This is a genomic window from Daejeonella oryzae DSM 19973 (assembly GCF_000422945.1).
In the GTDB taxonomy this organism is placed as follows: Bacteria; Bacteroidota; Bacteroidia; order Sphingobacteriales; family Sphingobacteriaceae; genus Daejeonella; species Daejeonella oryzae.
Map to the genome: position 1 here is coordinate 257,525 of NZ_AUHA01000002.1, position 21,943 is coordinate 279,467.

Sequence of the window (21,943 nt, forward strand, 5' to 3'; positions counted from 1 at the left end):
GTGTTTATGTAAAACACGGGCTTTTTGATTTATATTGAAGTTCTTTAACTATTTTGTAACCTTATCGTAAAATTTCCATATACACGTATTTATACCGTTAATTTTAAGAAATGCTTTCAAAATATTTAACGGCTTTATTAACTAGCTTCCTAAGTATATTTCTGATTTCGAGTTCGTTTGCCCAAGGTCCTCCTGATGATGATCACATTAATTTGCAATTAAAATGGCGCCATCAATTTCAGTTTGCAGGTTATTATGCAGCGGTTAAAAAAGGATATTATAAAAAAGCAGGTCTCCGTGTGCACATCATTGAGGGAAATGAAAGAAGACCTCCTGTACCTGCTGTTCTGAACGGCAATGCAGAATATGGAATAACAGGGTCTGATTTAATCGACTCCTATATTGCAGGAAAGCCCGTTGTGGTTTTATCTGTCATTTACCAGCATTCTCCATATGTTATCCTCTCGCTGGCTGATAAAAATATCCGTACCCCTTCTGATCTGGCAGGCAAAACCATTATGGCATCCAATGATCAGGGCTGGCTAATCATCAAATCATTGTTTTTGCACGAGGGTATTTCTTTAGAATCTCTTAAAGTGACCAATCATTCATGGAACAACAATGACCTGATTAATGGAAGAACAGATGCAATTACTGCCTACAGTACTGTAGAACCTCATCAGTTCCGGAATAAGGGATATAAGGTAAATATACTCCGACCGGTTGATTATGGCATTGATTTGTATGGAGATTTAATTTTCACCACCCAAAATGAAATTGAAAAAAATCCGCAACGGGCCGAAAAATTTAAGAATGCCAGTAACCTGGGATGGAATTACGCCATGAGCCACGTAGACGAAATGGTGGATTATATTTTAACTCTTCCCGGAGTTAAAGAACGAGGCTTAACCCGCGAACTCCTACTTTCAGAAGCAGAGGAAAGCAGAAAGTACATTCTGCCTGATCTGGTTGACATTGGGCATACCAATCCGGGAAGATGGGAAAGAATATTAAATATTTATAAGAATCTGGGGATGGCTGATAAGAGAATTACCCTGGATAAATTTCTGTATGATCCTACCCGTACGACTAAAAAATGGTTAAAGGTTGCAACCTATTCCTCCCTGGGGGCATTATTCGTAATTTTCTTTATTGTTGTACACAATCATAATCTTCAGAAAAAAGTTAAACTCAAAACTTCAGAGCTTACAGAAGAGAATAAACAAAGGCAGGAGGCAGAACAATCTGCGCAAACCAATAAAATACTTTATGACACGGCCGTAGAGGGTGCAGGCTTAGGCGTTTTAACCTGGGAGATTCCAAGCAAAATAATTAATTATAATAATCAGTGGGCCGCATTGCTGGGATATGACCGCACGGAAATAACACATCACTCAAAAACCTGGTTCTCAAAAATTCACCCTGAGGACAGGGATGCAGTAAAATCAAAAATCAATGTATTTCTGAAAAGCGGGGATGACTTCGATAAATTTGAACATCGGCTGCAAACAAAATCAGGAAACTGGAAATGGATTCTGGCATTTATAAAAGTTCAGGAACGGAATGATACGGGCAAGCCCATAAAAATTTCTGGAGTTCATGTAGATATAGACGACATTAAGTCGCGGCAATTTCAACTTCAAAAACTAACATCAGAATTATTATCTACCAATATCGAACTTGAAAAATTTGCCTACATCACTTCCCATAATTTAAGAGCGCCGGCAGTAAATCTGTTAAGCTTATCAGAGCTGTATAATTATGACGACCCGGCAGATGAATTTAATACTGAGCTGGCCAGAAGAATTAATACATCCAGCATTCAGCTGAATAATACCTTGAATGATCTTATTGATGTTGTATCCAATAAGCCTGAAAATACGGAATTTAAACAGGAACTCAATCTAACAGAAGAATGTAATTCTGTATTAAATTCCATAGATTGCCTCATTAAATTAAACGAAGTTCAAATAGAATTAGATTTTGAAAAACTGCCGTTTGTGCTTTATTCAAGAAAAGTGCTGCACAGTATCATTCTTAATATGGTAACTAATTCAATTAAATACCGTTCTGAACAAAGACTGGCAAATATAAAAATCCGTAGTTATGAATCTGAAGGAATTAAGTTTATTGAATTTAAGGATAACGGACAGGGCATAGACCTGACTAAGTACGGATCTAAAATATTTGGCTTTTACCAGCGCTTTCATTTAAATATTGAGGGTAAGGGATTAGGTTTATTTGTAGTAAAAACTCAGGTTGAGTCTATGAACGGAAGTATAACTGTTACCAGCGAACCCGGCACAGGTTCTGTTTTTACCATTGCATTTAACAAATTAAAAACAGTATGATTAACCTTTTAGTCATTGATGACAACGAGATTAGTAATTTTCTTTTAAAACACATGATCAGAAAAAATGAGCAGGAAATTTCTGCCCAGTTTTATGACAATCCTGAAGAAGCATTAGTGTATCTTAAAAATTGTATCCGAAGCAATCAAAATCCAGACTTGATTTTATTAGACATCAACATGCCTTTAATGACCGGCTGGGATTTGCTCGACCATTTAAGACAGGATGGAATTGACCTTAATGAACGGATTCCGGTATATATGCTTTCATCTTCAGTTCATAAAAAAGATATGGAACTTACCCGAAATTATCCGGAAGTAATCAGTTTCATTTCTAAACCCCTAAGCCTGGAAATGCTGTCTGAAATTGTAGAAAAAACACTAAGTTCTAAACAGAGTGAATCTTGAAAGTATCGTCGGCTGCCGATACTTTAGCAATTGCGTTTTTCTTAGCATGATAAAACAGACAAGTCCAGTCTTCATCTGCGGCCTTGTTTCCAAATTCTATTCTAAGTTCCATTGATTTCCGTCCGTCGAAATCATATTTAGCAGCAAACTTTCTCAAAACCTGTTCGGGCTCGGGCCACACATCGCCCCCGAAGAAAATAATTTGATCGTCTTCCTCGATCAGAAATACCTGGTGAAATTCACAATGGCCGCCCGTTAATTCGTAACTGATTTCAGAATTAAACTGCCCGCTTCCTTCAACAAAATGCACGCTGTTACTTCGCTGAAGTACATCAAAAATTTCTGTTTTATACGATTTGGAAGGCTTGCTGTAGGCACTCTCCCACTCGCCCCGCTGAATTACATATTCGGCATTAGGGAAACTAAGCTCCAAATTTCCGTCCTTTTCAATAACCATCCCACCCGAATGATCAAAATGCAGGTGCGACATTAAAACCAAGGTTACATCTTCCGGCTTAAACCCAGCTTTCAGAATATTTTCGTGAAGAATTAATTTTCCATCCTCATTTTTAAAACCCAGTCCGGTATCCAGAACAATCAGATCATTTTTAGTTTTGATGATAAACGGCTGAACGTAAATAAACAAAGATGCAGGCCGGTCTTCAACCTGATGTTTTGCCGGGTCAAAAGGCATAAATTTCTTAGATACATCAACAGAATATGACCCTTCGAATAAGGCGGTAGCTTTCAACGTTTTTTATTGTTTATTGGGTTAAATAGTTATTTTTACGGTGTTTAGATGGGCAAATATATGCAAAAAAGATGGGTGGAAAGCGAAGTGGATTCAGTGGAGGCGATAGCCGGATTACAGGAAACTTTAAATATAAACCATGTTTTAGCTTCATTGCTCGTTAAGCGGGGCATTCATACTTTTGAAGAAGCCCGATTCTTTTTTCGCCCCGATTTGAGGCAATTGCATGATCCCTTTTTAATGGCCGATATGGAGAAAGCTATTCTCCGCATAGAAAAAGCCATTGCTGCCAAAGAAAAAATTCTCATTTACGGAGATTACGATGTCGACGGAACTACTTCTGTGGCACTGGTTTATAGTTTCTTCAAAAAACATCATTCAGAAATTGATTTTTACATTCCTGATCGCTACAGTGAAGGATACGGAATTTCTACGCAGGGCATTGATTTCGCAGCAGAACATAATTTCAGACTGATCATTGCACTTGATTGCGGAATTAAATCAGTGGATAAAATTGAATATGCCAACAGCCTCAATATTGATTTTATCATCTGCGACCATCACACGCCAGGAGATGAACTACCAAATGCGGCTGCAGTTTTAGATCCCAAAAGAGATGATTGTCCTTACCCGTATAAAGAGCTTTCCGGTTGCGGAATCGGTTTTAAACTCATCCAGGCCTGGTGCCAGACAAAGGATATCCCTTTTGAAAATATTCTTTGCTACCTGGATCTGGTAGCAGTAAGTATTGCATCAGATATAGTACCCATTACCGGAGAAAACCGCATTCTGGCCTGGCATGGGTTAAAAAGGTTAAATACTGAACCCTGCATGGGTCTCTCGGCTTTAATTGAGCTTGCCGGGAAAAAGGAAAGTTACACCATTACCGACGTTGTTTTTATGATCGGACCGCGAATTAACGCTGCCGGACGAATTGACGACGCCAAACATTCTGTGAATCTGCTTATTGCTGATGATCATGCCTATGCCTATGAAAAAGGGCAAATCATTAACCAAAAGAATACCGAGAGAAAAGTGCACGACAGTTCCATTACTGAGCAGGCGCTCGCGGTTATAGATAACGATACCGAATTAATGGGCCGCAAAACCACGGTTGTTTACAACGCAAACTGGCATAAAGGTGTTATTGGAATTGTAGCCTCACGCCTAACCGAAAAATACTACCGCCCCACTGTGGTTTTAACCGAATCAAACGGACATGTAGCCGGCTCTGCCCGATCTGTTCTGGGTTTTGATTTGTACGAAGCCTTACTGGAATGCAGTCATCTGCTTGAGCAGTTCGGCGGGCACAAATATGCAGCCGGCCTGACCATGAAAGCCGAAAACATTCCTGCATTTCAGCAAAAGTTTGAGGAGGTTGTGGCCGCCTCTATTCCACCCGAATTACTCATCCAGCAAATACGCATTGACGCCGAACTGGATTTGAAAGATATCGACTCTAAATTTTATAGAATCCTGAATCAGTTTGCGCCCTTTGGACCCCAAAACATGGCGCCCGTTTTTGTATCCCGTAAGGTTAAACTTTTGGGCAAAGCCGCAGAAGTTGGTAACAAGCATTTAAAAATGTGCATTTACCAGGATAACTCCTCCCGGTTTGATTGCATTGGCTTTGGGCTGGCAGAGTTTTTACCCCAGCTGAATGCAGGCATACCTTTTGACGTGTGCTACAACATCGAAGAAAATAATTATAAGGATAAACGTTCGGTACAGTTAAATATTAAAGGAATCAGGATTCACGCATTTGAAAATTAACAAGCAGCAGGATTTTAAATAACTAAAAACAGCATGCATGTGAAACTGATTTTAAAAAAATAACCTGCTGTTGCGATGCCCAAATCATACAAGATTATCAACAAAGTATATACGCCCGATTAATGATTTTAAAAGCAGAAAACCTCGTTAAAAAGTACAAACAGCGAACGGTTGTAGATCATGTTTCTTTCCATGTATCGCAGGGCGAGATTGTTGGATTACTTGGCCCCAACGGAGCGGGTAAAACAACTTCCTTTTACATGATTGTGGGTTTGATAAAACCGAATGAAGGTCATGTATATCTTGAAGATGAAGATATTACCTCTGATCCGATGTATCGCCGGGCTCAAAAAGGAATTGGTTACCTGGCGCAGGAAGCTTCTGTTTTCAGGAAATTATCTGTGGAAGATAATATTCTGGCGGTTTTGGAAATGACCAAACTCAGCAAAGAAGAACAACGCGATAAACTTGAGCAGTTGATAGATGAGTTCAGCCTGCACAAAGTTCGTAAAAACCGTGGCGATTTGCTTTCGGGAGGAGAACGCCGCCGGACTGAAATTGCAAGGGCACTGGCTGCCGATCCAAATTTCATCCTTTTGGATGAGCCTTTTGCTGGTGTAGATCCCATCGCGGTAGAAGAGATTCAATTTATCGTTTCTCGCCTCAAACTCAGAAATATCGGCATCCTGATTACAGATCATAATGTACAGGAAACTCTCTCTATTACAGACAGAGCCTACCTTTTAGCAGAAGGAAAAATAATGCTCACCGGCACTCCCGAAGAAATAGCTAATAACGAAATGGCCAAAAAATTCTACCTTGGTCAAAATTTTGAACTTCGAAAGAAGAAGGCATAACTTAAAATTAGTACTATCAAATGACTTTAGTAAATTCCATTTTTACCTGGATCATGAAAAAAAGGATGCATCAGATTGATCTGTTCATCAAATACCCTCATGACGTGCAGGAAGAATGGTTCCAAAGCCTGATATCCACCGCCCAGCACACTGTATGGGGCAAAGAACATGGATATGACTCTATTTATAATCAGCAGCAATTTAAAGAACGTGTTCCATTACAGAACTACGACACGCTGAAACCCTATATCGAGCGGATGATGAAAGGCGAGCAAAATGTGCTCTGGCCTTCAGAAATTAAGTGGTACGCCAAATCATCAGGCACCACAAGCGACCGCAGTAAATTCATCCCTGTAAGCGAAGAATCGCTGGAAGAATGCCATTTTAAAGGAGGCAAAGACCTTCTTTCGATGTATTGCCACAATCGTCCGAATACAAAAATATTTACCGGCAAGTGTTTGGTTTTAGGTGGAAGTCACCAGATTAACCAGTTAAACACCGACTCCAGCTATGGCGATCTTTCGGCCGTTCTGATTAAAAACCTGCCTTTCTGGGCTGAGTTTTACCGTACGCCGGATATGTCTATCGCCCTGATGGATAATTTTGAAGAGAAGGTAGAAAAAATGGCCCGTGCTACTATCGACGTTAACGTTACCAATATTTCCGGCGTTCCAACCTGGAATATTGTATTGGCAAAACGTATTCTGGAAATTACCGGAAAAAATAATTTACTGGAAGTTTGGCCCAACCTGGAGCTTTATTTTCATGGAGCAGTAAACTTTAAGCCCTACCGAGAGCAGTTTAAAAAGCTCATTCCTTCTGAGGATATGTATTATCTGGAAACCTATAATGCCTCTGAAGGATTTTTTGGGATACAGGATCAGCCCGATTCAGAAGAAATGCTGTTGATGCTTGATTACGGTATTTTTTATGAGTTTCTACCGATGGAAGATTTCGGTAAAGAAAACCCAAAAACCCTGGGACTGGATGAAGTGGAACTGAATAAAAACTATGCAATCATCATTTCTACCAATGCCGGTTTATGGCGTTACATGATTGGCGACACCATTAAATTTACTTCTTTAAATCCTTACAGAATACAAATTAGCGGGCGTACCAAGCATTTTATCAATGCTTTTGGCGAAGAGCTGATTATTGATAATGCGGAAAAAGCATTGCAAAAAGCCTGCAATGAAACCAATGCAATTATCCGCGATTATACCGCCGGACCCATTTATTTCGAGGGAAATAATGCCGGCGGACACGAATGGATCATTGAATTTGAGCAGCAGCCTACCGATATAGAGCGTTTTACAGATATCATGGACCAAACTCTACGGGAAGTAAATTCTGATTACGATGCCAAGCGGTACAAAGATATGGCGCTGAGTCGTCCGCTGCTGCATGTGGCCCCCGAAAGAACGTTTTACAACTGGATGAAAAGCCGCGGCAAGCTCGGAGGTCAGCATAAAGTGCCACGTTTAGCTAATGACCGGACCTATGTTGAAGAGATTCTTAAATTGATGAAGGACTAAGCAAACAGAGCATTCAGTTGCTCTTTTGCTTTAATTATTTCTTTTTTCGCTGTTCTGATTTTCACGATTTTAACTCAGGATGAATCTGATTCTTCAATCGTTGATTTTCCAGAACGTAATATCAGGCGGGCCCGCTAAAAACAACCGCGAATCAGATATAAATTGCAGTAAGTGCGGGGTTTTCATGTGATCGCCTTTATAATATTCCTCATTTGACCAGTGCTCATAAAGTAAGATATTAGAAGGATCTGCTGGGTCAACGTGAATATTAATTTTTACAAAATTGGGTTCGGTTTTTACCTTCGAAATTAAGTTCTTCAGTGCCGAAAGCGCTAAACTATCTTTTCCTGCCTGCGCTTTATACTTAACAAATACAATTAAGTCGGTTTTATTCTGAGAATAAGCAGTGCTTAGAGTCAAGACTGTTAAAGTTAGACTTAAAGTTAAAATCAATTGAATGCGTTTCATTATACTAATTTTAAGGTTAAAAGTATAAAACAGAGCTCTCTAAATCATATCTCTCAGTCTGGTAATTTTGTTGCCCGCAAACGTGAAAATAGATTTCCCCTGTAGAGTAAGTTCCTCCCCCCTGGTTAATCCATTGGGAAAGTCCTTTGCCAGAATGGCGTGGTAATCAACTTCAATTTCTATTTCATGCTCCAGATGCTTCACAGATTTAATCCGCTGCGTACGCTCGCTGAAATAGGTTTTAGCTATCTCGGCCTGCTGTTTAAAAGCCGCTAAACCAGATAAAGACATCGTGATTTCACCAGCTTCCATGTTTTCAAATACAATATCATCGTCAAAGTCGCAAATCATGGCATCCACTTCCAGACGATTATACGCATCGAGGTAGTTTCTGATCATTTGCTCTCGTTCGGTCATAAAATTCATCTGTACTTTTTCTGATTAATAATACATTTAGAGAGGTTTTAACCTCCTATAAATTGGTTAAACCCGCAACAATCCGCGAAAGGCCCGCCCTGCATAATAAGATTGCGCACCATTATGATAAACAAATACATGACCGTATCGAAAATCTGCAAACAGTGCACCCCCGGCTTTCCGAATGTTGGAAGGCGTTTTTAGCCAGCTCGAAGTTTTATTATCAAATGGCCCGTGTTTTTGCAAAGCCCGGTATTCCTCCTCTGTTAAAAGTTCTATGCCCATTTCAGCAGCCATATCTACAGCAGAGGTTGCTGGTTTATGCTCTTTACGGGATTCCAGCCCCTGGCGGTCATAGCAAATACTTCTGCGGCCGTCGGGACTTTCTGGCGAGCAATCATAAAAAATATATTCACCGTTCTGTGTATCCAGATCGATAACATCCGGTTCACCGCCGGTTCTTTCCATCTCATTAAGAGACCACATTTTTTCGGAATCTTTTTCCAGTTTAGCTTGTACCTCAGACCAATCCAGATCCGGATGGCGGTTCCTGTTTTTTTCAAAACGTATTTTTAAAGTACTGATAAGCTCTTTACCTTGTTCTGCAGTCAGTTCTTTTTTAATTTCAGATATCATCTCCTTATGGTATTAACCGGATGTGGGGCATTTTGATAGAATGGTTTACATCTATCAGGTATCTACCCCAGCACATTTCCAAACTCAACACCCTGATGATCGGAGCAGCTTTAAAAGTCGGAATTTTATACCTCTGCTCCTAATACTCGTTTTATTTTTTGTGAGGAAGAATTAAAAATTAAAGAAAACAGGTTGTTGTTGATATTATTTTTTAATCATTCAAGTATGATAGCGGCCTTCAAAGATTTAAGGATGGGCGCTTTTGGTTGGATGCAGTTGTAGTTGGGATTAAATATATCCAAAGTGAATAGAGGTAGCATGCAGAAGAATAGTAAATGTCAGTATTCTGGTCTAGTAAGTCATTCCGAATTGATTTATCGTTTGTTTTTCATTCCCTGAAAGGGAGAAACTCAGTTGAGTCCAGGCAGTTCCTTCAAAGCCTTTTAGCACAATTCCTTCCTTAGTTTTTGTAATGGTGAACAGGAAGTCTGCAAGATTGGAATCTTTAGCAGAAGATGGGTGGTCTGGTTTTGTCATTCCGTATTCGTCAATCGCTTGCGGTTTATCATTTACACTGTTGAAACTTAAATTAATCCAGGCGCTACCTTTAAGGCTCTCCATTTTAATCCCGCTTTCGGTTTTTACTATCCTGATTTTAAAGTCTTTGAAATCTGTGGATTTCTGTTCCTGAGCAAATAATTCAAAACTTAATGTCAGAAAGAACAGAACAATTGATAATATCGTGAAGAGCGTTTTAAATTCAGATTTTCTTTTCATGTCTTTGAATCTATGATTGTTCACAAGCTAAAATACAACATTTAAGGAACTATAAATCACAGAATATTACTTCATCAATTAAGGATATTTTATAATGGGGCGTAACGCGAAGATTAGATATAAATACAAAAAGGATAAGCAACGGCTTATCCTTTGATTAAATACATTTTAGGAATAATTATAATAAAGTAAGAAACTATGAATGCCCCTTATTTCAATTACGAACTATGAAGATACATTAATTTCCCCAGCGCCACTCACCTGCAATTTCCAAAGGTTCTTTCAGATTGTTTTTAATAAGGAAATCACGGGTTTGTGTATCTGTTAAACGCTTCGCAGAAATCTCCTTTGCATCGGCCACGCCGTAAATCAGCATGGTATTAAAGCGAACTGTGTTTTTCATTCCCTGCTCATCTACCAGGTCAAATGAATCGCAATCGGCGTGGTAGCACCGGCCTGAGTTATTTGGCAACGTGCCGCCGGCAACGCCACCTGTTGGAATACCCTGCAGCATAAAAGGCTGGTGATCACTGTGCAGGCCAGCTCCGCTTGAAAAAATATTTTTAAATGTGGTATCTATTTTATTTGCTATACTTCCGATTTCCTGAAAAAGCTCTCTGGTATCTGCAGTACTGGAGCTGTATCCTTTCGGATCATTGCTCATATCGTAATTCAGCATATAGCGGATCTGATTAGCAGAACCATTTTTTAAAGCTTTTTCTACATACGCCTTTGATCCCAGCAGTCCTTCTTCTTCGCCCATAAACATCACAAATTCAAGGCTGCGTTTGGGTCTTAATTCCAGTGAAGAAAACGTGCGGGCCATATCCAGCACCGAAAAAGAACCGATGCCGTTGTCTATCGCACCTGTAGCCAAATCCCAGCTATCCAGGTGACCTCCAACTACAATCTTTTCTTTCTTAAGCTCCCTGCCCTTTAATTTGGCAATTACATTCCGGGCTTTAATCATTCCTGAAAAATTAGTCATATTGATTTGACTGAAAAGTTTTTGAGTTTTCAACTGATCTTTAAATTTCATACCGTCTTCGTAAGATATACAGATGGCCGGAATAGCGATTAATTTACCCGTAACAGAAGCGGTTCCGGTTAGCAAAACCCCACCCGGTACTGAATTGATAACCACAATGCCAATTGCACCGTACTTAGTAGCCAATGCCGTTTTTTCAGACCGGTGAAGGCGTTTGGTATTTGAATCAGATCCAGGCAAAACGCCCAGATAAACTAATGCAATTTTACCTTTTACAGCATCAGGCATGGCCAGGTAATCTTCTTCCACACCATTTTTCATGTCAACCAACTGGCCTTTTAAATCAAGCTTGACAGGAGAATGAGCCAGTGCTACAGACTTAACGGATTCCATTTTGTCATTGGGACCAATTTTCACATCTAAAGTTCCGCGGCTCCAGCTTTCTACTTCAAAGGGCTGGTAGCGCACTTTATATCCGTATGATTTTAACAACTTATAGGTATATTCCTCTGCTTTTTTCCCATTTTCTGAACCGGTTAACCGATGACCGATTGTTTCTGTCGCCTCCTTTAATGTGCTGTAGGCTTTAGAATTGGATTGAACTTCCTGGTTAATTTTTGAAAATATACTGTTCCATTCATTTTGCTGTGCATTTGCCAAAGCAACGTTGAATAAGAATACAATCGGGACAAGAATTAATTTGTTCATTTATACTTCAGTTAAAAAATGAAAAATAAGGATAATATGCAATACTGATTTTATAAAATATCTGTATAATTCCAAATCAGTAATTTCAAATTTATTCTAAACCGGTTTCTGCCTTTTTTGGAAATAATAATGAAGAAACCACGCTAAGTGTTAATATACCCAGAATAATAAAGAGCGAGTGCATGGTTGTAAATCCCCATGCCGAAAGCCAATGATGCGCCAGCATTTTTACACCAATAAATACAAGTAAAACTGCGAGTCCGACTTTTAGGTAATGAAATTTGTGAATGATATTTACCAGCAGGAAAAACATGGATCGAAGTCCAAGAATGGCAAAAATATTAGAAAAGAATACAATGTACGGATCTTTGGTAACCGCAAAAATAGCCGGAATTGAATCAACCGCGAATATCAGATCGGTAAATTCTACAATCATTAATACGACAAAAAGCGGCGTTATAAATCTTTTTCCTTCTATTTTGATAAAAAATTTATTCCCCGCAAAATGAGGATAAACAGAAAAGAACCGTGAAGCAAGGCGTACAATCTTGTGATTTTCGGTATCTATCTTCTCATCATCATTCCGGTTAAAGAACATCATTAGCCCGGTATAAACCAGAAAAGCGCCGAATATATATAAGATCCACTCGAATCTGGCTATTAAGGTTGCTCCCAGAAAGATGAACATAAAGCGCATCATTACAGCTCCGATAATTCCCCACACCAGCACGCGGTGATAATATTTTTCGGGAACGCTGAAAGCACTGAAAATGAGCACCATGACAAAGATATTATCTACCGACAAGGCGTATTCTATCACGTATCCCGTAAGGAATTCTAAAGCAAGGTTTTGTTTATAAATTCTTAAACTTTCTTCAAAATTTGACGGAATTAAGGTAATGTTATGCAGATGTCTTTTGGTTACTTCTGCCAGCTGTGTATAATTTTCTATTCCGTGAAGCTCCTGCCCTTTTGTAAGCAGCAGAACATAAAATACAATAGCAAAGGAAACCCAGATAAAACTCATGGTAGCGGCTTCTTTGAAACCTACTATATGATCCTTTTTATTAAATATCCCAAGATCTATAGAAAGCATGAGGATGATAAACAGGATAAAGCTTAAAAAGTAAATGTATTCGTTTGGCATTTTATTTTTTACGTTCAGTTGTAAATCGCACTAATTGCTCTAAAGCTCTACGCGATGAATGTTCAGGAAATGTATTTAAGAGATCAAAAGCTTCCTGCTGGTATTTTAACATTTGTTCGGTGGCATAGGCTAAACCTCCGCTGTTGCGTACAAATGAAATTACTTCAGAAACTTTATCGGGTTCTTCATTATGATTTTTTACCAGGTTGATAATATGCCTTTTGGTAGAAGATGACGATTTATTAAGTGCATAAATCAATGGCAGGGTAATTTTTTTCTCCTTGATATCGATACCCAAAGGTTTACCTACGTCATCTGTTCCAAAATCAAAAAGATCATCTTTAATCTGAAAAGCAATTCCGATTTTCTCGCCAAAAAAACGCATTTTCTCAACCGTTTCCGCATCTGCTCCTGCAGAAGCAGCACCACACGCACAGCAGGATGCAATTAATGAGGCCGTTTTCTGGCGGATCACATCGTAGTATATTTTTTCGTCAATATCCAGCCGACGGGCTTTTTCAATTTGCAGTAATTCGCCTTCGCTCATTTGCTGAACAGCTTCAGAAACGATCTTTAGCAATGAGAAATCATTGTTATTTATAGATAAAAGCAAGCCCTTGGAAAGCAAATAATCGCCTACTAAAACAGCAATTTTATTCTTCCATAAGGCATTAACGGAAAAAAATCCGCGACGCTCGTATGAATTATCTACAACATCATCATGTACTAATGTGGCAGTATGCAGTAATTCTACCAAAGCGGCTCCGCGGTGGGTGGCATCAGTAATTCCGCCGCATAAGCTGGCAGAAAAGAAAACGAACATGGGCCTTATCTGCTTTCCTTTACGTTTAACAATATAATGTGTTATACGATCGAGAAGCGGCACAGAACTTTGCATAGAAGCTTTGAACTTCCCTTCAAATACGTCCAGTTCATCGGCGATGGGTTTTTTAATCTCGTCGAGGCTTAGCATTAAATCTAAATGCGCTATTTGTTATATGAGTTAATAGTTGCAAACATATCGAAAAAGAGGGATTATAATGCATGATCACAACCTGAATTCACTGCTTTTCAATCATTATAAAATCAAACTGCAGAATCTGTAAAATTTTAATACTTTTGTAGCCCTTCGGAGAGGTGTCAGAGTGGCCGAACGAGCGAGCTTGGAAAGTTCGTGTACTCGCAAGGGTACCGTGGGTTCGAATCCCACCCTCTCCGCAATAATTTTTATAAAAAGCCTTTTACAAACTGTGAAAGGCTTTTTTGTTGAATTCAAATTATAAGAAAGCTAATTTCAATTGTTTTTACCCGGGTTAATTAGCGAGTAAATAACGGAATCTAAGAATTTACCGTTATAAAATGTATTCTCTTTAAAATAACCTTCTTTTACAAAAGAATGCTTAAGCAAAACTTTTTCTGAAGCTACATTATCCGGATCAATTACTGCTTCCAGAGAATGGAATTTAAGAACGTTAAAAGCATAATCAATCACTAATTTAACGGCTTCAACCATTATTCCCTTTCCCTGAAAATCGGGATGCAGAATATAGCCTATCTCTGTTCTGTAATTTTCAGGCTGCATCCTAAGCAAACAGATCATACCCGTTATTTTTTCATTTCCCTTCAGCACTATTCCCCAATTAATATACTCATTGTCCATAATGCCTTTGGTGATTAGTTCAATATGATTAAGGGCGTCCTGCCGGTTTTTTGCTAAGGGTCTCGGAATAAATCTCATCGTTTCCGAATCCGAGCGCATTTCGAACACCTGATTAACATCCTCAGGCGTTATTTGCCTTAGATAAATCCGATCTGATTCAAGGTTTGGAAAGGGGCTGAAATTGATAAGAAGCATAGCGGTACAAAGTTGATAGCGAACCATAGAATAACACTCGCCACAAGATATGTTCTGATTGATTATTTCAGACTTATCAAATATACAAAGGAAGTTTAGCGGGGGAATATATTGGTATTAAACATATTACTATAGCCAAAACGATACTTCAGACTGAGAGAAGTGAAAGCATATAGATCCGGCCGGTTATTAAAATCCTTATCATAGCCTTCCAGACGGTCATTCGGAATCAGATTCATTTGTGAATTTATTCCGATAGCCATCGGGCTTAATTTTTTACTTTTAAAAAATAAATCAATTCCCACATTAAAGGGTATTGTTACCATCCGTTCTGAATCGCTTCCTTCAAAATCATAGAAAACATTATCTTCCGGAGAATAAAAAGAACGTCTGACATTTTTCTGGTTGTTGGAAATTAGCCCTACACCTACACCCGCGTATAAGCCGCGAATTTTTTTCAAAAAGTCATCATTACTATAATCAACAAACTGGCCCAGACCAACCTTTGTATTTATATTCAACTGCTTAAAGTCATTTTCAAAATATCCTGAGAAATTTCGATAATTTTCCCCCGGAACAATAAATTCTCTGCCATTGATTAATTTTCCGGACTGAAATTCTGCGCCAATACTTATAAAATCTTTTATGTAATAATCAGCGTTGGCATGAAAAACCAGCTGCGGATTTAATGAATTAGAGACATCCGCATAACTCTGAGTAACTCCCACACCGGCACTTAGGCTATATTTATAGCCCTGAGATTTTGAGGAAAAGCTACAAATAAATACAAGTATAAAGAGATGTAATAATTTTTTCAATCGAGTAGTTTTTTAGGTTATCTATTTACTATAAAACATCATGCCACCCTTAGTATTTCTTTAAAATTAACCTATTTTTCCTTGAATAAATTAATTGGGGAGGCATTAATTTTAAAAATCTTTTCAGGAGGTTAATTCGCCTCTCAGATTACTTTCAATTAAGACTTTAATCTCTTCAACAGGAAGATTTGAAGCAAGCAAAAACATTAATTTGGTTACCGCAGCTTCAAATGTCATGTCGTAGCCACTTATCACTCCCATATCTTTTAGCTTTTTACTGGTTTCATACCTTCCGAGCTCTACAGAACCAACTTTACATTGAGATATATCAACAATAATAATATCGCGGTTTATAGCATCCTGCAAAAGATCAAGAAACCAGGTTTTAGTGCTTGTATTGCCTGATCCAAACGTTTCCATGATAATAGCTTTGCAATCGGCAGCTAAGGCCGACTTTACAACCTGCTGACCAATACCGGGGTAAACCTTTAATATTCCAATATTACTGTCTAATTTTTTATGCACCTTAAGTTTAGATCCGCTTAACTGGCGTATGTTTTTAGTATCAAATTTAAGATAGACCCCTGCTTTTGCCAGTAAGGGATAATTTGGCGAACGGAAAGCATTGAAATTACTGGAATTGTATTTGAACGTACGATTTCCCCGATAAAGCTGGTAATCAAAATAAATACAAACCTCAGGGACAATTGCCTTACCGCCCGTTGTTGCAGCGGCTATTTCAAGAGCTGTAATCAGATTTTCTTTTGCATCAGTGCGGATTTGATTGATAGGCAGCTGAGAGCCGGTAAAAACCACAGGTTTTGATAAATTCTCCAGCATGAAACTGAGTACAGATGCCGTAAATGACATGGTATCTGAACCGTGCAGCACTACAAAGCCATCATATTTTTCATAATTACTCTCAATCAGATCTGCCAGACCGATCCAGATCTCCGGATCCATATTGGATGAATCAATCAGCGGATCAAAACTATGTACTGTGAGTTTATAATTGAGCCGTTTTAATTCAGGAACATTTTCTGTGATCTGATCAAAATTAAAAGGCATTAATGCTCCTGTTTCAGGATCATTGATCATTCCGATAGTACCACCGGTATAAATAACAAAGATGTTGATCATTCAGAATGACGATATATTAACATATTAATACAATATTGAAAGGTTGTAAATTTTTGCTGCAAAACAAAAAATCCAGATCATTAATCAGCCAAATCTAAATGCCGAAAACCTTGAAAGAATTATCGCTGGTAATACGGGCCACTTCATCCAGAGAAACGTGCTTTAAATCTGCTAATTTCTGAGCTATATAAATCAGGTAACTGCTCTCATTTGGCTTGCCCCGAAAAGGAACAGGACTTAAATATGGAGAATCAGTTTCTAAAACCAGGTCTTTCAGATCAATCTCAGAAATCACCTTGTCCAAACCGGAATTTTTATATGTAAGAACTCCCCCAATTCCTAAATAAAAACCCAGACCGATAACTCTTTTCGCCTGCTGCAGGTTGCCGGTAAAACAATGAAATATTCCCCTCAATTTTTCATCTTTCTCCTGTTCCAGAATCTCAAATATTTCATCAAATGCTTCCCGGCAATGAATTACAATAGGCATATTTAACTCTTTGGCCCATTTTATTTGAATTAAAAAAGCTTCCTGCTGAATTTTTAGGGTTGTTTTATCCCAATATAAATCAATTCCAATTTCACCAACAGCATACAATTTTTGTAAATCCATTGCCTTCCGGATGGCTTGTAATTCTTCTATATAAGCAGCTACTTCCTCAGTAGCTTCTGCTTTAACTTCGCAGGGATGCAAACCCAGCATCGGGAAACAATTTTGAGGATATAAAGCCGCCAGATTATTTACTAAAGAAATGGTAGACACATTGACGTTGGGCAGAAAAAATCGGCTTACCGAATTTTCAAGCCCTCTTTCTATCAGATGGTTTAGCTTCTGCGTATCGGTTTCGTAATATAAATGAGTATGTGTATCAGTTAAGATCATGGGGCAAAACTAAACAAAAAAGCCTTTCAGAATTAACTGAAAGGCTTTAAGAAAGTATTATTTCTGAAAATATTAGTTTGCAGGAACCGGAGCTGGCTGCGGGCTAACAGAACCTGGTTTTGCAGGAATAATATTTACCATCTCAATATCGAAAATTAAAGGAGTAAATGGCGGAATACCCTGACTTCCCTGCTCGCCATAGGCAAGTTTAGAAGGCAAAATAATAGTTGCTTTTGTTCCTTTTGAAAATAACATCAAACCTTCTTCAAATCCCGGGATAGAACCGTTCATTCCAACAGGCATTTTTAATGGCTCGTATGGGCGCTGTGCATTGAAAGTACCTGCTTTTTTGGCAATTTCAGGATAGCTTGTATCAAATACTTTTCCGCTTAAAAATTTTCCGGTGTAATTCACAAGAACAGTATCACCTGCAACCGGCTTTGGACCGCTGCCTTCTTTAGTAACTGTATAATTTAAACCGGAAGCTGTAACTGTTGGCTTTAAGTTTTCTTTTGATATGTATGCATTAAATTTTGCACCTTCAGCGCCTTTTGCTTTGTCTTGTTCAGCCTTTAAATAAGTATCTATCTGACCGCGGAAAATACTATCAGTTAATTTTCCTTTCGGGATGATTTTATCAACTTTTATAACATAAAGCAAGTATTTACCTTTAGTATTTGTTGGCTTTGGACGACCCATTTTAGCTACCATAGAATCGATATTGATTTTAAAAGTAGCGCTGTCTCCTTCACTTAACATGCCTAATGCAGCAAATAAATCACCGGTAAACAATGATTTTTCCTTTACTAATAAAGACGGACGATCATAATCATATGAACTGTACAAAACTGAATCTTCTTCGGTTTTTTCAATCGCATTAAATGCAACAAAATCTCCTTCTTTGATGGTTTCTCCACTTTTATCTTCGTGGATTTTGTACATCATATCCCCTTCACCTTTTTTAAATTGCTTACAGCTGGATAAGCCCAATACTGCAACCCCTAAAATGATTACGATTTTTTTCATTTGTTTAAATTTGATTTTTGCGATAATCCCCGGCAGAATATCTGCTTGTTTTGGCGGTTATATCGCTTGATTTTGGTTCTAATATAATTTAATTACTGAATTAAAAGTGTTTTATATTCAGGCAGAATGGACTTAATCTCTTCTACTACAGCTTCAATTTTCTTATCAGAAAATCCTCCTGCTGCATTTCTGTGTCCGCCGCCGTTAAAATATTTCTTACAAATTTCGTTAGCCGGAAAATCACCTGTTGAACGCAAAGACAGTTTTACACGGTCTGGACGCTCAATAACCAAAGCCGCCAAACGAATTCCGTTTATAGATAAAGCATAATTTACAATTCCCTCCGTATCGCCGGTTGTGATCTGAAATTTCTGTAGATCATCTTTAGTCACCGTAATTAATGCTGAATTGTATTCTGTAAAAACTTCCAGCCGGTTGATAAGGCAATGACCCAGAAACCTCAGGCGGCTTTCTGAGAAATTATCGTAAACTAACTGATGAATACGGGAATTTTCGGCTCCGCAGTTAATTAAATCAGCAACTATGTGATGAACTTCGGCTGTGGTAGTTGGAAACCGGAATGAGCCTGAATCGGTCATGATACCGGTATATAAACACGTGGCCACATCTTTATTAATAAAATGACGCTCATCCATGATGTTTACAATGAAATCATAAACCAGCTGAGCTGTGGCACAGGCGTTAATTGTCCAGTGACGATAATCATCAAAACCCTCAGGCTCCAGATGATGATCAATCATTACCTTTAAAGCCTTGGATTCTCCAACATATTTTCCAAGCTCATTAATCCGCGAAAGCGCATTAAAATCAAGGCAAAATATTAATTCTGCATTTGCTACTAAGGATTCTGATTCAGTTTTTTTATCAGTGTAGATAAGAACTTCCGGATTATTTGGAAGCCATTGCAAAAAAGTAGGGTAATCTGTTGGCGTAATAACCCGTACATGATGCCCTTTTTGAACTAAATAATTATACAAACCAAGGGATGATCCCATTGCATCCCCATCAGGTTTGTGATGGGTTGTGATGACGATTTGTTTTGGTTGTGCTAATAATTCTTTCAGCGAAGCTATTTCTGACATCTATAATAAAAAAGAAATGCAAAGCTATTAAAATAACTGATTTGACAAGGTTGATTTTTTTAAATCCTTTAGCATACGGGTAATTAACTGTAGTTTTGCAGCAATTTTTGAAAAAACAAACATGGCAACAAACAGAACTTTTACAATGATTAAGCCCGATGCTGTAGCCAATGGCCACACCGGAGCAATTTTAGATGATATTATTAAAGGCGGATTTAAGATCGTTGCTTTAAAATATACAAGCTTAAGCGATGCTAAAGCAGGAGAATTTTATGCAGTTCATGCAGAACGTCCTTTCTACAAGGATTTGGTTAGCTTTATGTCTTCCGGACCAATTGTAGCTGCTATTCTTGAAAAAGAAAATGCGATTGAAGATTTCCGTACCCTGATCGGAGCAACTGATCCGGCTAAAGCTGACGTTGGAACTATCCGTAACAAATATGCAAAGTCTATTGATGCCAATGCAGTTCATGGTTCAGATTCTGACGAGAATGCGCAAATTGAAGGAAATTTCTTCTTCTCTGCTTTCGAGCGTTTCTAAAACTCACAAGTCCCCCTCCAATAATAGGGGGACTTTGTAATTTAAATCCCCATGGAAATTTTTCAGGCCCGGTATATTATTTTCTTTTTGGTGGTGCTTATTGTTCCTGCGGGTTTTTCTTATCTGGCAGGTATTGAGAGAAATGCAGATTACTTATTTTTTGTGCGGGCTTTTGGAATTGCTTTTTTCCTTACCGTATTTTATTACCTCTATATGAAGAACAGCAAAAGTTCTAAAAAGGCGGATTAAAGCAATATTACCTCTTCTATTATACTGCTTCCAGCCCGTTCATTTAATTTTTCAATAATATTTGAACGCATCATCAGTAATTCATTTTTTATCACAGCAGATTCTATTCTGATAAACAACTTACGGTCTCGAATAAAAATATCTTTCGTTCGGTTAGCTATGGCAGAGCCCATCATTTCGGGCCAGGCTACAATAAGGGAGGTTTCATCAAACTTTCGCTTGATCTTATAAACCTTAAGCATTTGCTCAATGGCATCTTTAATCGACTTATCATTAGTTCTGGCCATAGCATTATTTTTATTCTAAATTACCTACTTCTCCTTTATCAATATCAAAAATTCTGACCTGCACCTCAATTTCCTTAAAAATAGCTGTAATACGTTTTCTGCTTGTATCCGTTATAAATATCTGGCCGAAATCCTGATCAGAAACCATTTTCATTAATTTGTATGTTCTGTTATCATCCAGCTTATCGAAAATATCATCGAGCAGCAATAAGGGCTCGAACCCTTTCTGGCGATGAAGAAAAGTATATTGAGCCAGCTTTAAAGCTATCAGAAAAGATTTTTGCTGACCCTGAGAACCAAATTTTTTAAGTGGCATCCCATGAATAGTAAAAGTAAGATCATCTTTATGAATACCGGTCGTAGTTCTCTCCAGTATACGGTCACGCTCAAGAGATTTTTTAAGCAGCTCTGCAAAATCTTCCTTTAACAAAGGCGATTCATAAACCAGCTCAACTCTTTCTGCATCATCACTTAAGTAGCGGTAATGCTGATTAAATATTTCGGTAAAAGTCTGCATGAAAACTTTTCTTTTTTCAAAGATCCGGTTACCCGATAAAACCAGCTGTTCATCATAAATTTCCAGTAATGCGGGATCATATTTACCTGTAAGCGCAATTTGCCGAAGCAGTGCATTCCTAGTTAAAAGATTGCGGTTATACAGAAGGACTTCATCCAGATAAGCATTGTCTGTCTGCGAAATTACATTATCTACAAATCGCCGTCGCTCTTCGCTCCCTTCGATAATAATACTTATATCATTGGGTGAAATCATGACCAGCGGAAATAGGCCAATATGATCTGCAAGACGCTGATATTCTTTTTTATTACGCTTAAACTGCTTTTTCTGAGCTCTTTTTAAGCCGCAGGATACAATTTCATCTTGTTCATTTTTATTAAACGCACCCTGAATGATGAAAAATTCTTCTCCCTGCTTAATTTGCTGCCCGTCTATCGGGTTAAAATAACTTTTACAAAGCGACAGGTAATGAATTGCATCCAAAAGATTGGTTTTACCCGCTCCATTATTGCCCGTAAATGCATTTACAGAGGGCGAAAAAAGAAGTTCTGCCTCAGAATAATTCTTAAAATTGATGAGAGATAATTTTTGGAGCCACATGTTAGGATGACAAATTTAATCTTTTTGAAGCCGTTTAGCCCTTTATTAAAAAAAATCAGGGGAAATTATTTAAAGGTTGATACTTAGCACTAAAAATGTATTTTTGCAA

Annotated in this window: 23 protein-coding genes and 1 tRNA gene; 8 read left to right on the top strand and 16 right to left on the bottom strand. The window is 38.2% G+C overall.

Features of this window, described 5'->3' with window-relative positions; translation table 11 throughout:
- The first annotated feature begins 110 nt into the window (after positions 1–110).
- Both G521_RS17605 and G521_RS16230 read left to right on the top strand, forming a co-directional pair.
- A complete protein-coding gene (locus tag G521_RS17605) occupies positions 111–2,351 on the top strand; it encodes an ABC transporter substrate-binding protein (RefSeq protein WP_051189358.1) in 2,241 nt (746 codons plus the stop codon).
- Positions 2,348–2,758: a response regulator gene (locus tag G521_RS16230; protein WP_051189361.1), complete on the top strand. Its 411-nt coding sequence runs from the start codon at positions 2,348–2,350 to the stop codon at positions 2,756–2,758. The genes G521_RS17605 and G521_RS16230 overlap by 4 nt, the downstream gene beginning before the upstream one ends.
- On the opposite strand, the gene G521_RS0101335 is transcribed toward G521_RS16230, so the two are convergent.
- Positions 2,739–3,509, bottom strand: coding sequence for an MBL fold metallo-hydrolase (locus G521_RS0101335; protein ID WP_026896900.1), 771 nt, complete (start codon positions 3,507–3,509; stop codon positions 2,739–2,741). The two genes, G521_RS16230 and G521_RS0101335, sit on opposite strands and share 20 nt — an antisense overlap.
- Positions 3,510–3,569: 60 nt before the next feature.
- Between G521_RS0101335 and recJ the strand changes: the two genes are divergently transcribed.
- The 3 genes from recJ to G521_RS0101350 all read left to right on the top strand — a co-directional run bounded on the left by recJ (position 3,570) and on the right by G521_RS0101350 (position 7,674).
- Positions 3,570–5,282 (top strand): single-stranded-DNA-specific exonuclease RecJ, encoded by a 1,713-nt coding sequence (recJ, locus tag G521_RS0101340; protein WP_026896901.1) that lies wholly within the window; start codon positions 3,570–3,572, stop codon positions 5,280–5,282.
- Between the two features lie 122 nt (positions 5,283–5,404).
- Positions 5,405–6,139: an LPS export ABC transporter ATP-binding protein gene (lptB, locus tag G521_RS0101345; protein ID WP_026896902.1), complete on the top strand. Its 735-nt coding sequence runs from the start codon at positions 5,405–5,407 to the stop codon at positions 6,137–6,139.
- A gap of 20 nt (positions 6,140–6,159) precedes the next feature.
- The gene (locus G521_RS0101350; protein WP_026896903.1) at positions 6,160–7,674 is read left to right on the top strand and encodes a GH3 auxin-responsive promoter family protein; all 1,515 of its coding nucleotides are present in this window, start codon (positions 6,160–6,162) and stop codon (positions 7,672–7,674) included.
- A 93-nt stretch (positions 7,675–7,767) separates the two neighbouring features.
- On the opposite strand, the gene G521_RS0101355 is transcribed toward G521_RS0101350, so the two are convergent.
- The 7 genes from G521_RS0101355 to G521_RS0101385 all read right to left on the bottom strand — a co-directional run bounded on the left by G521_RS0101355 (position 7,768) and on the right by G521_RS0101385 (position 13,788).
- Positions 7,768–8,142, bottom strand: a complete 375-nt coding sequence (locus tag G521_RS0101355) for a putative quinol monooxygenase (RefSeq protein ID WP_026896904.1) — start codon at positions 8,140–8,142, stop codon at positions 7,768–7,770.
- Positions 8,143–8,181: 39 nt separating this feature from the next.
- Entirely contained in the window at positions 8,182–8,559 is a 378-nt protein-coding gene (locus G521_RS0101360; RefSeq protein WP_026896905.1) for a nuclear transport factor 2 family protein, read from the bottom strand.
- 66 nt (positions 8,560–8,625) lie between these two features.
- Positions 8,626–9,195 carry a DUF4256 domain-containing protein gene (locus G521_RS0101365; protein ID WP_036677980.1) on the bottom strand — a complete coding sequence of 190 codons (570 nt, stop codon included), beginning with the start codon at positions 9,193–9,195 and terminating at the stop codon, positions 8,626–8,628.
- A gap of 351 nt (positions 9,196–9,546) precedes the next feature.
- Positions 9,547–9,972 (bottom strand): hypothetical protein, encoded by a 426-nt coding sequence (locus tag G521_RS0101370; RefSeq protein WP_026896907.1) that lies wholly within the window; start codon positions 9,970–9,972, stop codon positions 9,547–9,549.
- 238 nt (positions 9,973–10,210) lie between these two features.
- Positions 10,211–11,668 carry a M28 family peptidase gene (locus G521_RS0101375; protein WP_026896908.1) on the bottom strand — a complete coding sequence of 486 codons (1,458 nt, stop codon included), beginning with the start codon at positions 11,666–11,668 and terminating at the stop codon, positions 10,211–10,213.
- A gap of 91 nt (positions 11,669–11,759) precedes the next feature.
- Entirely contained in the window at positions 11,760–12,815 is a 1,056-nt protein-coding gene (locus G521_RS0101380) for a TerC family protein (RefSeq protein ID WP_026896909.1), read from the bottom strand.
- A gap of 1 nt (position 12,816) precedes the next feature.
- Entirely contained in the window at positions 12,817–13,788 is a 972-nt protein-coding gene (locus G521_RS0101385; protein WP_026896910.1) for a polyprenyl synthetase family protein, read from the bottom strand.
- Positions 13,789–13,946: 158 nt separating this feature from the next.
- Between G521_RS0101385 and G521_RS0101390 the strand changes: the two genes are divergently transcribed.
- Positions 13,947–14,033, top strand: a tRNA-Ser gene (locus tag G521_RS0101390).
- 76 nt (positions 14,034–14,109) lie between these two features.
- Here G521_RS0101390 and G521_RS0101395 read toward each other — a convergent pair.
- The 6 genes from G521_RS0101395 to G521_RS0101420 form a co-directional block, all read right to left on the bottom strand.
- Positions 14,110–14,697 carry a GNAT family N-acetyltransferase gene (locus tag G521_RS0101395; RefSeq protein WP_245580815.1) on the bottom strand — a complete coding sequence of 196 codons (588 nt, stop codon included), beginning with the start codon at positions 14,695–14,697 and terminating at the stop codon, positions 14,110–14,112.
- Between the two features lie 68 nt (positions 14,698–14,765).
- A complete protein-coding gene (locus tag G521_RS0101400; protein ID WP_026896912.1) occupies positions 14,766–15,488 on the bottom strand; it encodes a hypothetical protein in 723 nt (240 codons plus the stop codon).
- Between the two features lie 123 nt (positions 15,489–15,611).
- Complete coding sequence (locus G521_RS0101405) at positions 15,612–16,628, bottom strand: asparaginase (protein WP_026896913.1); 1,017 nt, start codon at positions 16,626–16,628, stop codon at positions 15,612–15,614.
- A gap of 94 nt (positions 16,629–16,722) precedes the next feature.
- Positions 16,723–17,511: a TatD family hydrolase gene (locus G521_RS0101410; protein ID WP_026896914.1), complete on the bottom strand. Its 789-nt coding sequence runs from the start codon at positions 17,509–17,511 to the stop codon at positions 16,723–16,725.
- Positions 17,512–17,583: 72 nt separating this feature from the next.
- Positions 17,584–18,537, bottom strand: a complete 954-nt coding sequence (locus G521_RS0101415) for an FKBP-type peptidyl-prolyl cis-trans isomerase (RefSeq protein WP_026896915.1) — start codon at positions 18,535–18,537, stop codon at positions 17,584–17,586.
- Between the two features lie 92 nt (positions 18,538–18,629).
- Positions 18,630–19,640, bottom strand: coding sequence for a DHH family phosphoesterase (locus tag G521_RS0101420; protein WP_026896916.1), 1,011 nt, complete (start codon positions 19,638–19,640; stop codon positions 18,630–18,632).
- A gap of 121 nt (positions 19,641–19,761) precedes the next feature.
- On the opposite strand from G521_RS0101420, the gene G521_RS0101430 reads away from it, so the two are divergent.
- Together G521_RS0101430 and G521_RS0101435 are read left to right on the top strand one after the other, a co-directional pair.
- Positions 19,762–20,181 carry a nucleoside-diphosphate kinase gene (locus G521_RS0101430; protein ID WP_026896917.1) on the top strand — a complete coding sequence of 140 codons (420 nt, stop codon included), beginning with the start codon at positions 19,762–19,764 and terminating at the stop codon, positions 20,179–20,181.
- Between the two features lie 51 nt (positions 20,182–20,232).
- A complete protein-coding gene (locus G521_RS0101435; RefSeq protein ID WP_026896918.1) occupies positions 20,233–20,430 on the top strand; it encodes a hypothetical protein in 198 nt (65 codons plus the stop codon).
- On the opposite strand, the gene G521_RS0101440 is transcribed toward G521_RS0101435, so the two are convergent.
- Both G521_RS0101440 and recF read right to left on the bottom strand, forming a co-directional pair.
- Positions 20,427–20,717, bottom strand: coding sequence for a DUF721 domain-containing protein (locus tag G521_RS0101440; RefSeq protein WP_026896919.1), 291 nt, complete (start codon positions 20,715–20,717; stop codon positions 20,427–20,429). The genes G521_RS0101435 and G521_RS0101440 overlap by 4 nt on opposite strands.
- Positions 20,718–20,727: 10 nt before the next feature.
- Positions 20,728–21,834: a DNA replication/repair protein RecF gene (gene recF, locus G521_RS0101445; RefSeq protein ID WP_026896920.1), complete on the bottom strand. Its 1,107-nt coding sequence runs from the start codon at positions 21,832–21,834 to the stop codon at positions 20,728–20,730.
- Between the last annotated feature and the right edge of the window lie 109 nt (positions 21,835–21,943).

Excerpts from the sequence above, each read along its gene's own strand:
- G521_RS0101375 (WP_026896908.1), bottom strand. The coding sequence starts at position 11,668 with ATGAACAAATTAATTCTTGTCCCGATTGTATTCTTATTCAACGTTGCT.
- G521_RS0101410 (WP_026896914.1), bottom strand. The coding sequence starts at position 17,511 with ATGATCTTAACTGATACACATACTCATTTATATTACGAAACCGATACG.
- G521_RS0101440 (WP_026896919.1), bottom strand. The coding sequence starts at position 20,717 with ATGGCCAGAACTAATGATAAGTCGATTAAAGATGCCATTGAGCAAATG.
- G521_RS0101420 (WP_026896916.1), bottom strand. The coding sequence starts at position 19,640 with ATGTCAGAAATAGCTTCGCTGAAAGAATTATTAGCACAACCAAAACAA.
- G521_RS0101430 (WP_026896917.1), top strand. The coding sequence starts at position 19,762 with ATGGCAACAAACAGAACTTTTACAATGATTAAGCCCGATGCTGTAGCC.
- G521_RS0101380 (WP_026896909.1), bottom strand. The coding sequence starts at position 12,815 with ATGCCAAACGAATACATTTACTTTTTAAGCTTTATCCTGTTTATCATC.
- G521_RS0101355 (WP_026896904.1), bottom strand. The coding sequence starts at position 8,142 with ATGAAACGCATTCAATTGATTTTAACTTTAAGTCTAACTTTAACAGTC.
- G521_RS0101365 (WP_036677980.1), bottom strand. The coding sequence starts at position 9,195 with ATGATATCTGAAATTAAAAAAGAACTGACTGCAGAACAAGGTAAAGAG.
- G521_RS0101350 (WP_026896903.1), top strand. The coding sequence starts at position 6,160 with ATGACTTTAGTAAATTCCATTTTTACCTGGATCATGAAAAAAAGGATG.
- G521_RS0101385 (WP_026896910.1), bottom strand. The coding sequence starts at position 13,788 with ATGCTAAGCCTCGACGAGATTAAAAAACCCATCGCCGATGAACTGGAC.
- G521_RS0101395 (WP_245580815.1), bottom strand. The coding sequence starts at position 14,697 with ATGGTTCGCTATCAACTTTGTACCGCTATGCTTCTTATCAATTTCAGC.
- G521_RS0101360 (WP_026896905.1), bottom strand. The coding sequence starts at position 8,559 with ATGACCGAACGAGAGCAAATGATCAGAAACTACCTCGATGCGTATAAT.
- recF (WP_026896920.1), bottom strand. The coding sequence starts at position 21,834 with ATGTGGCTCCAAAAATTATCTCTCATCAATTTTAAGAATTATTCTGAG.
- G521_RS0101405 (WP_026896913.1), bottom strand. The coding sequence starts at position 16,628 with ATGATCAACATCTTTGTTATTTATACCGGTGGTACTATCGGAATGATC.
- lptB (WP_026896902.1), top strand. The coding sequence starts at position 5,405 with ATGATTTTAAAAGCAGAAAACCTCGTTAAAAAGTACAAACAGCGAACG.
- G521_RS0101415 (WP_026896915.1), bottom strand. The coding sequence starts at position 18,537 with ATGAAAAAAATCGTAATCATTTTAGGGGTTGCAGTATTGGGCTTATCC.
- G521_RS0101435 (WP_026896918.1), top strand. The coding sequence starts at position 20,233 with ATGGAAATTTTTCAGGCCCGGTATATTATTTTCTTTTTGGTGGTGCTT.
- recJ (WP_026896901.1), top strand. The coding sequence starts at position 3,570 with ATGCAAAAAAGATGGGTGGAAAGCGAAGTGGATTCAGTGGAGGCGATA.
- G521_RS16230 (WP_051189361.1), top strand. The coding sequence starts at position 2,348 with ATGATTAACCTTTTAGTCATTGATGACAACGAGATTAGTAATTTTCTT.
- G521_RS0101370 (WP_026896907.1), bottom strand. The coding sequence starts at position 9,972 with ATGAAAAGAAAATCTGAATTTAAAACGCTCTTCACGATATTATCAATT.
- G521_RS17605 (WP_051189358.1), top strand. The coding sequence starts at position 111 with ATGCTTTCAAAATATTTAACGGCTTTATTAACTAGCTTCCTAAGTATA.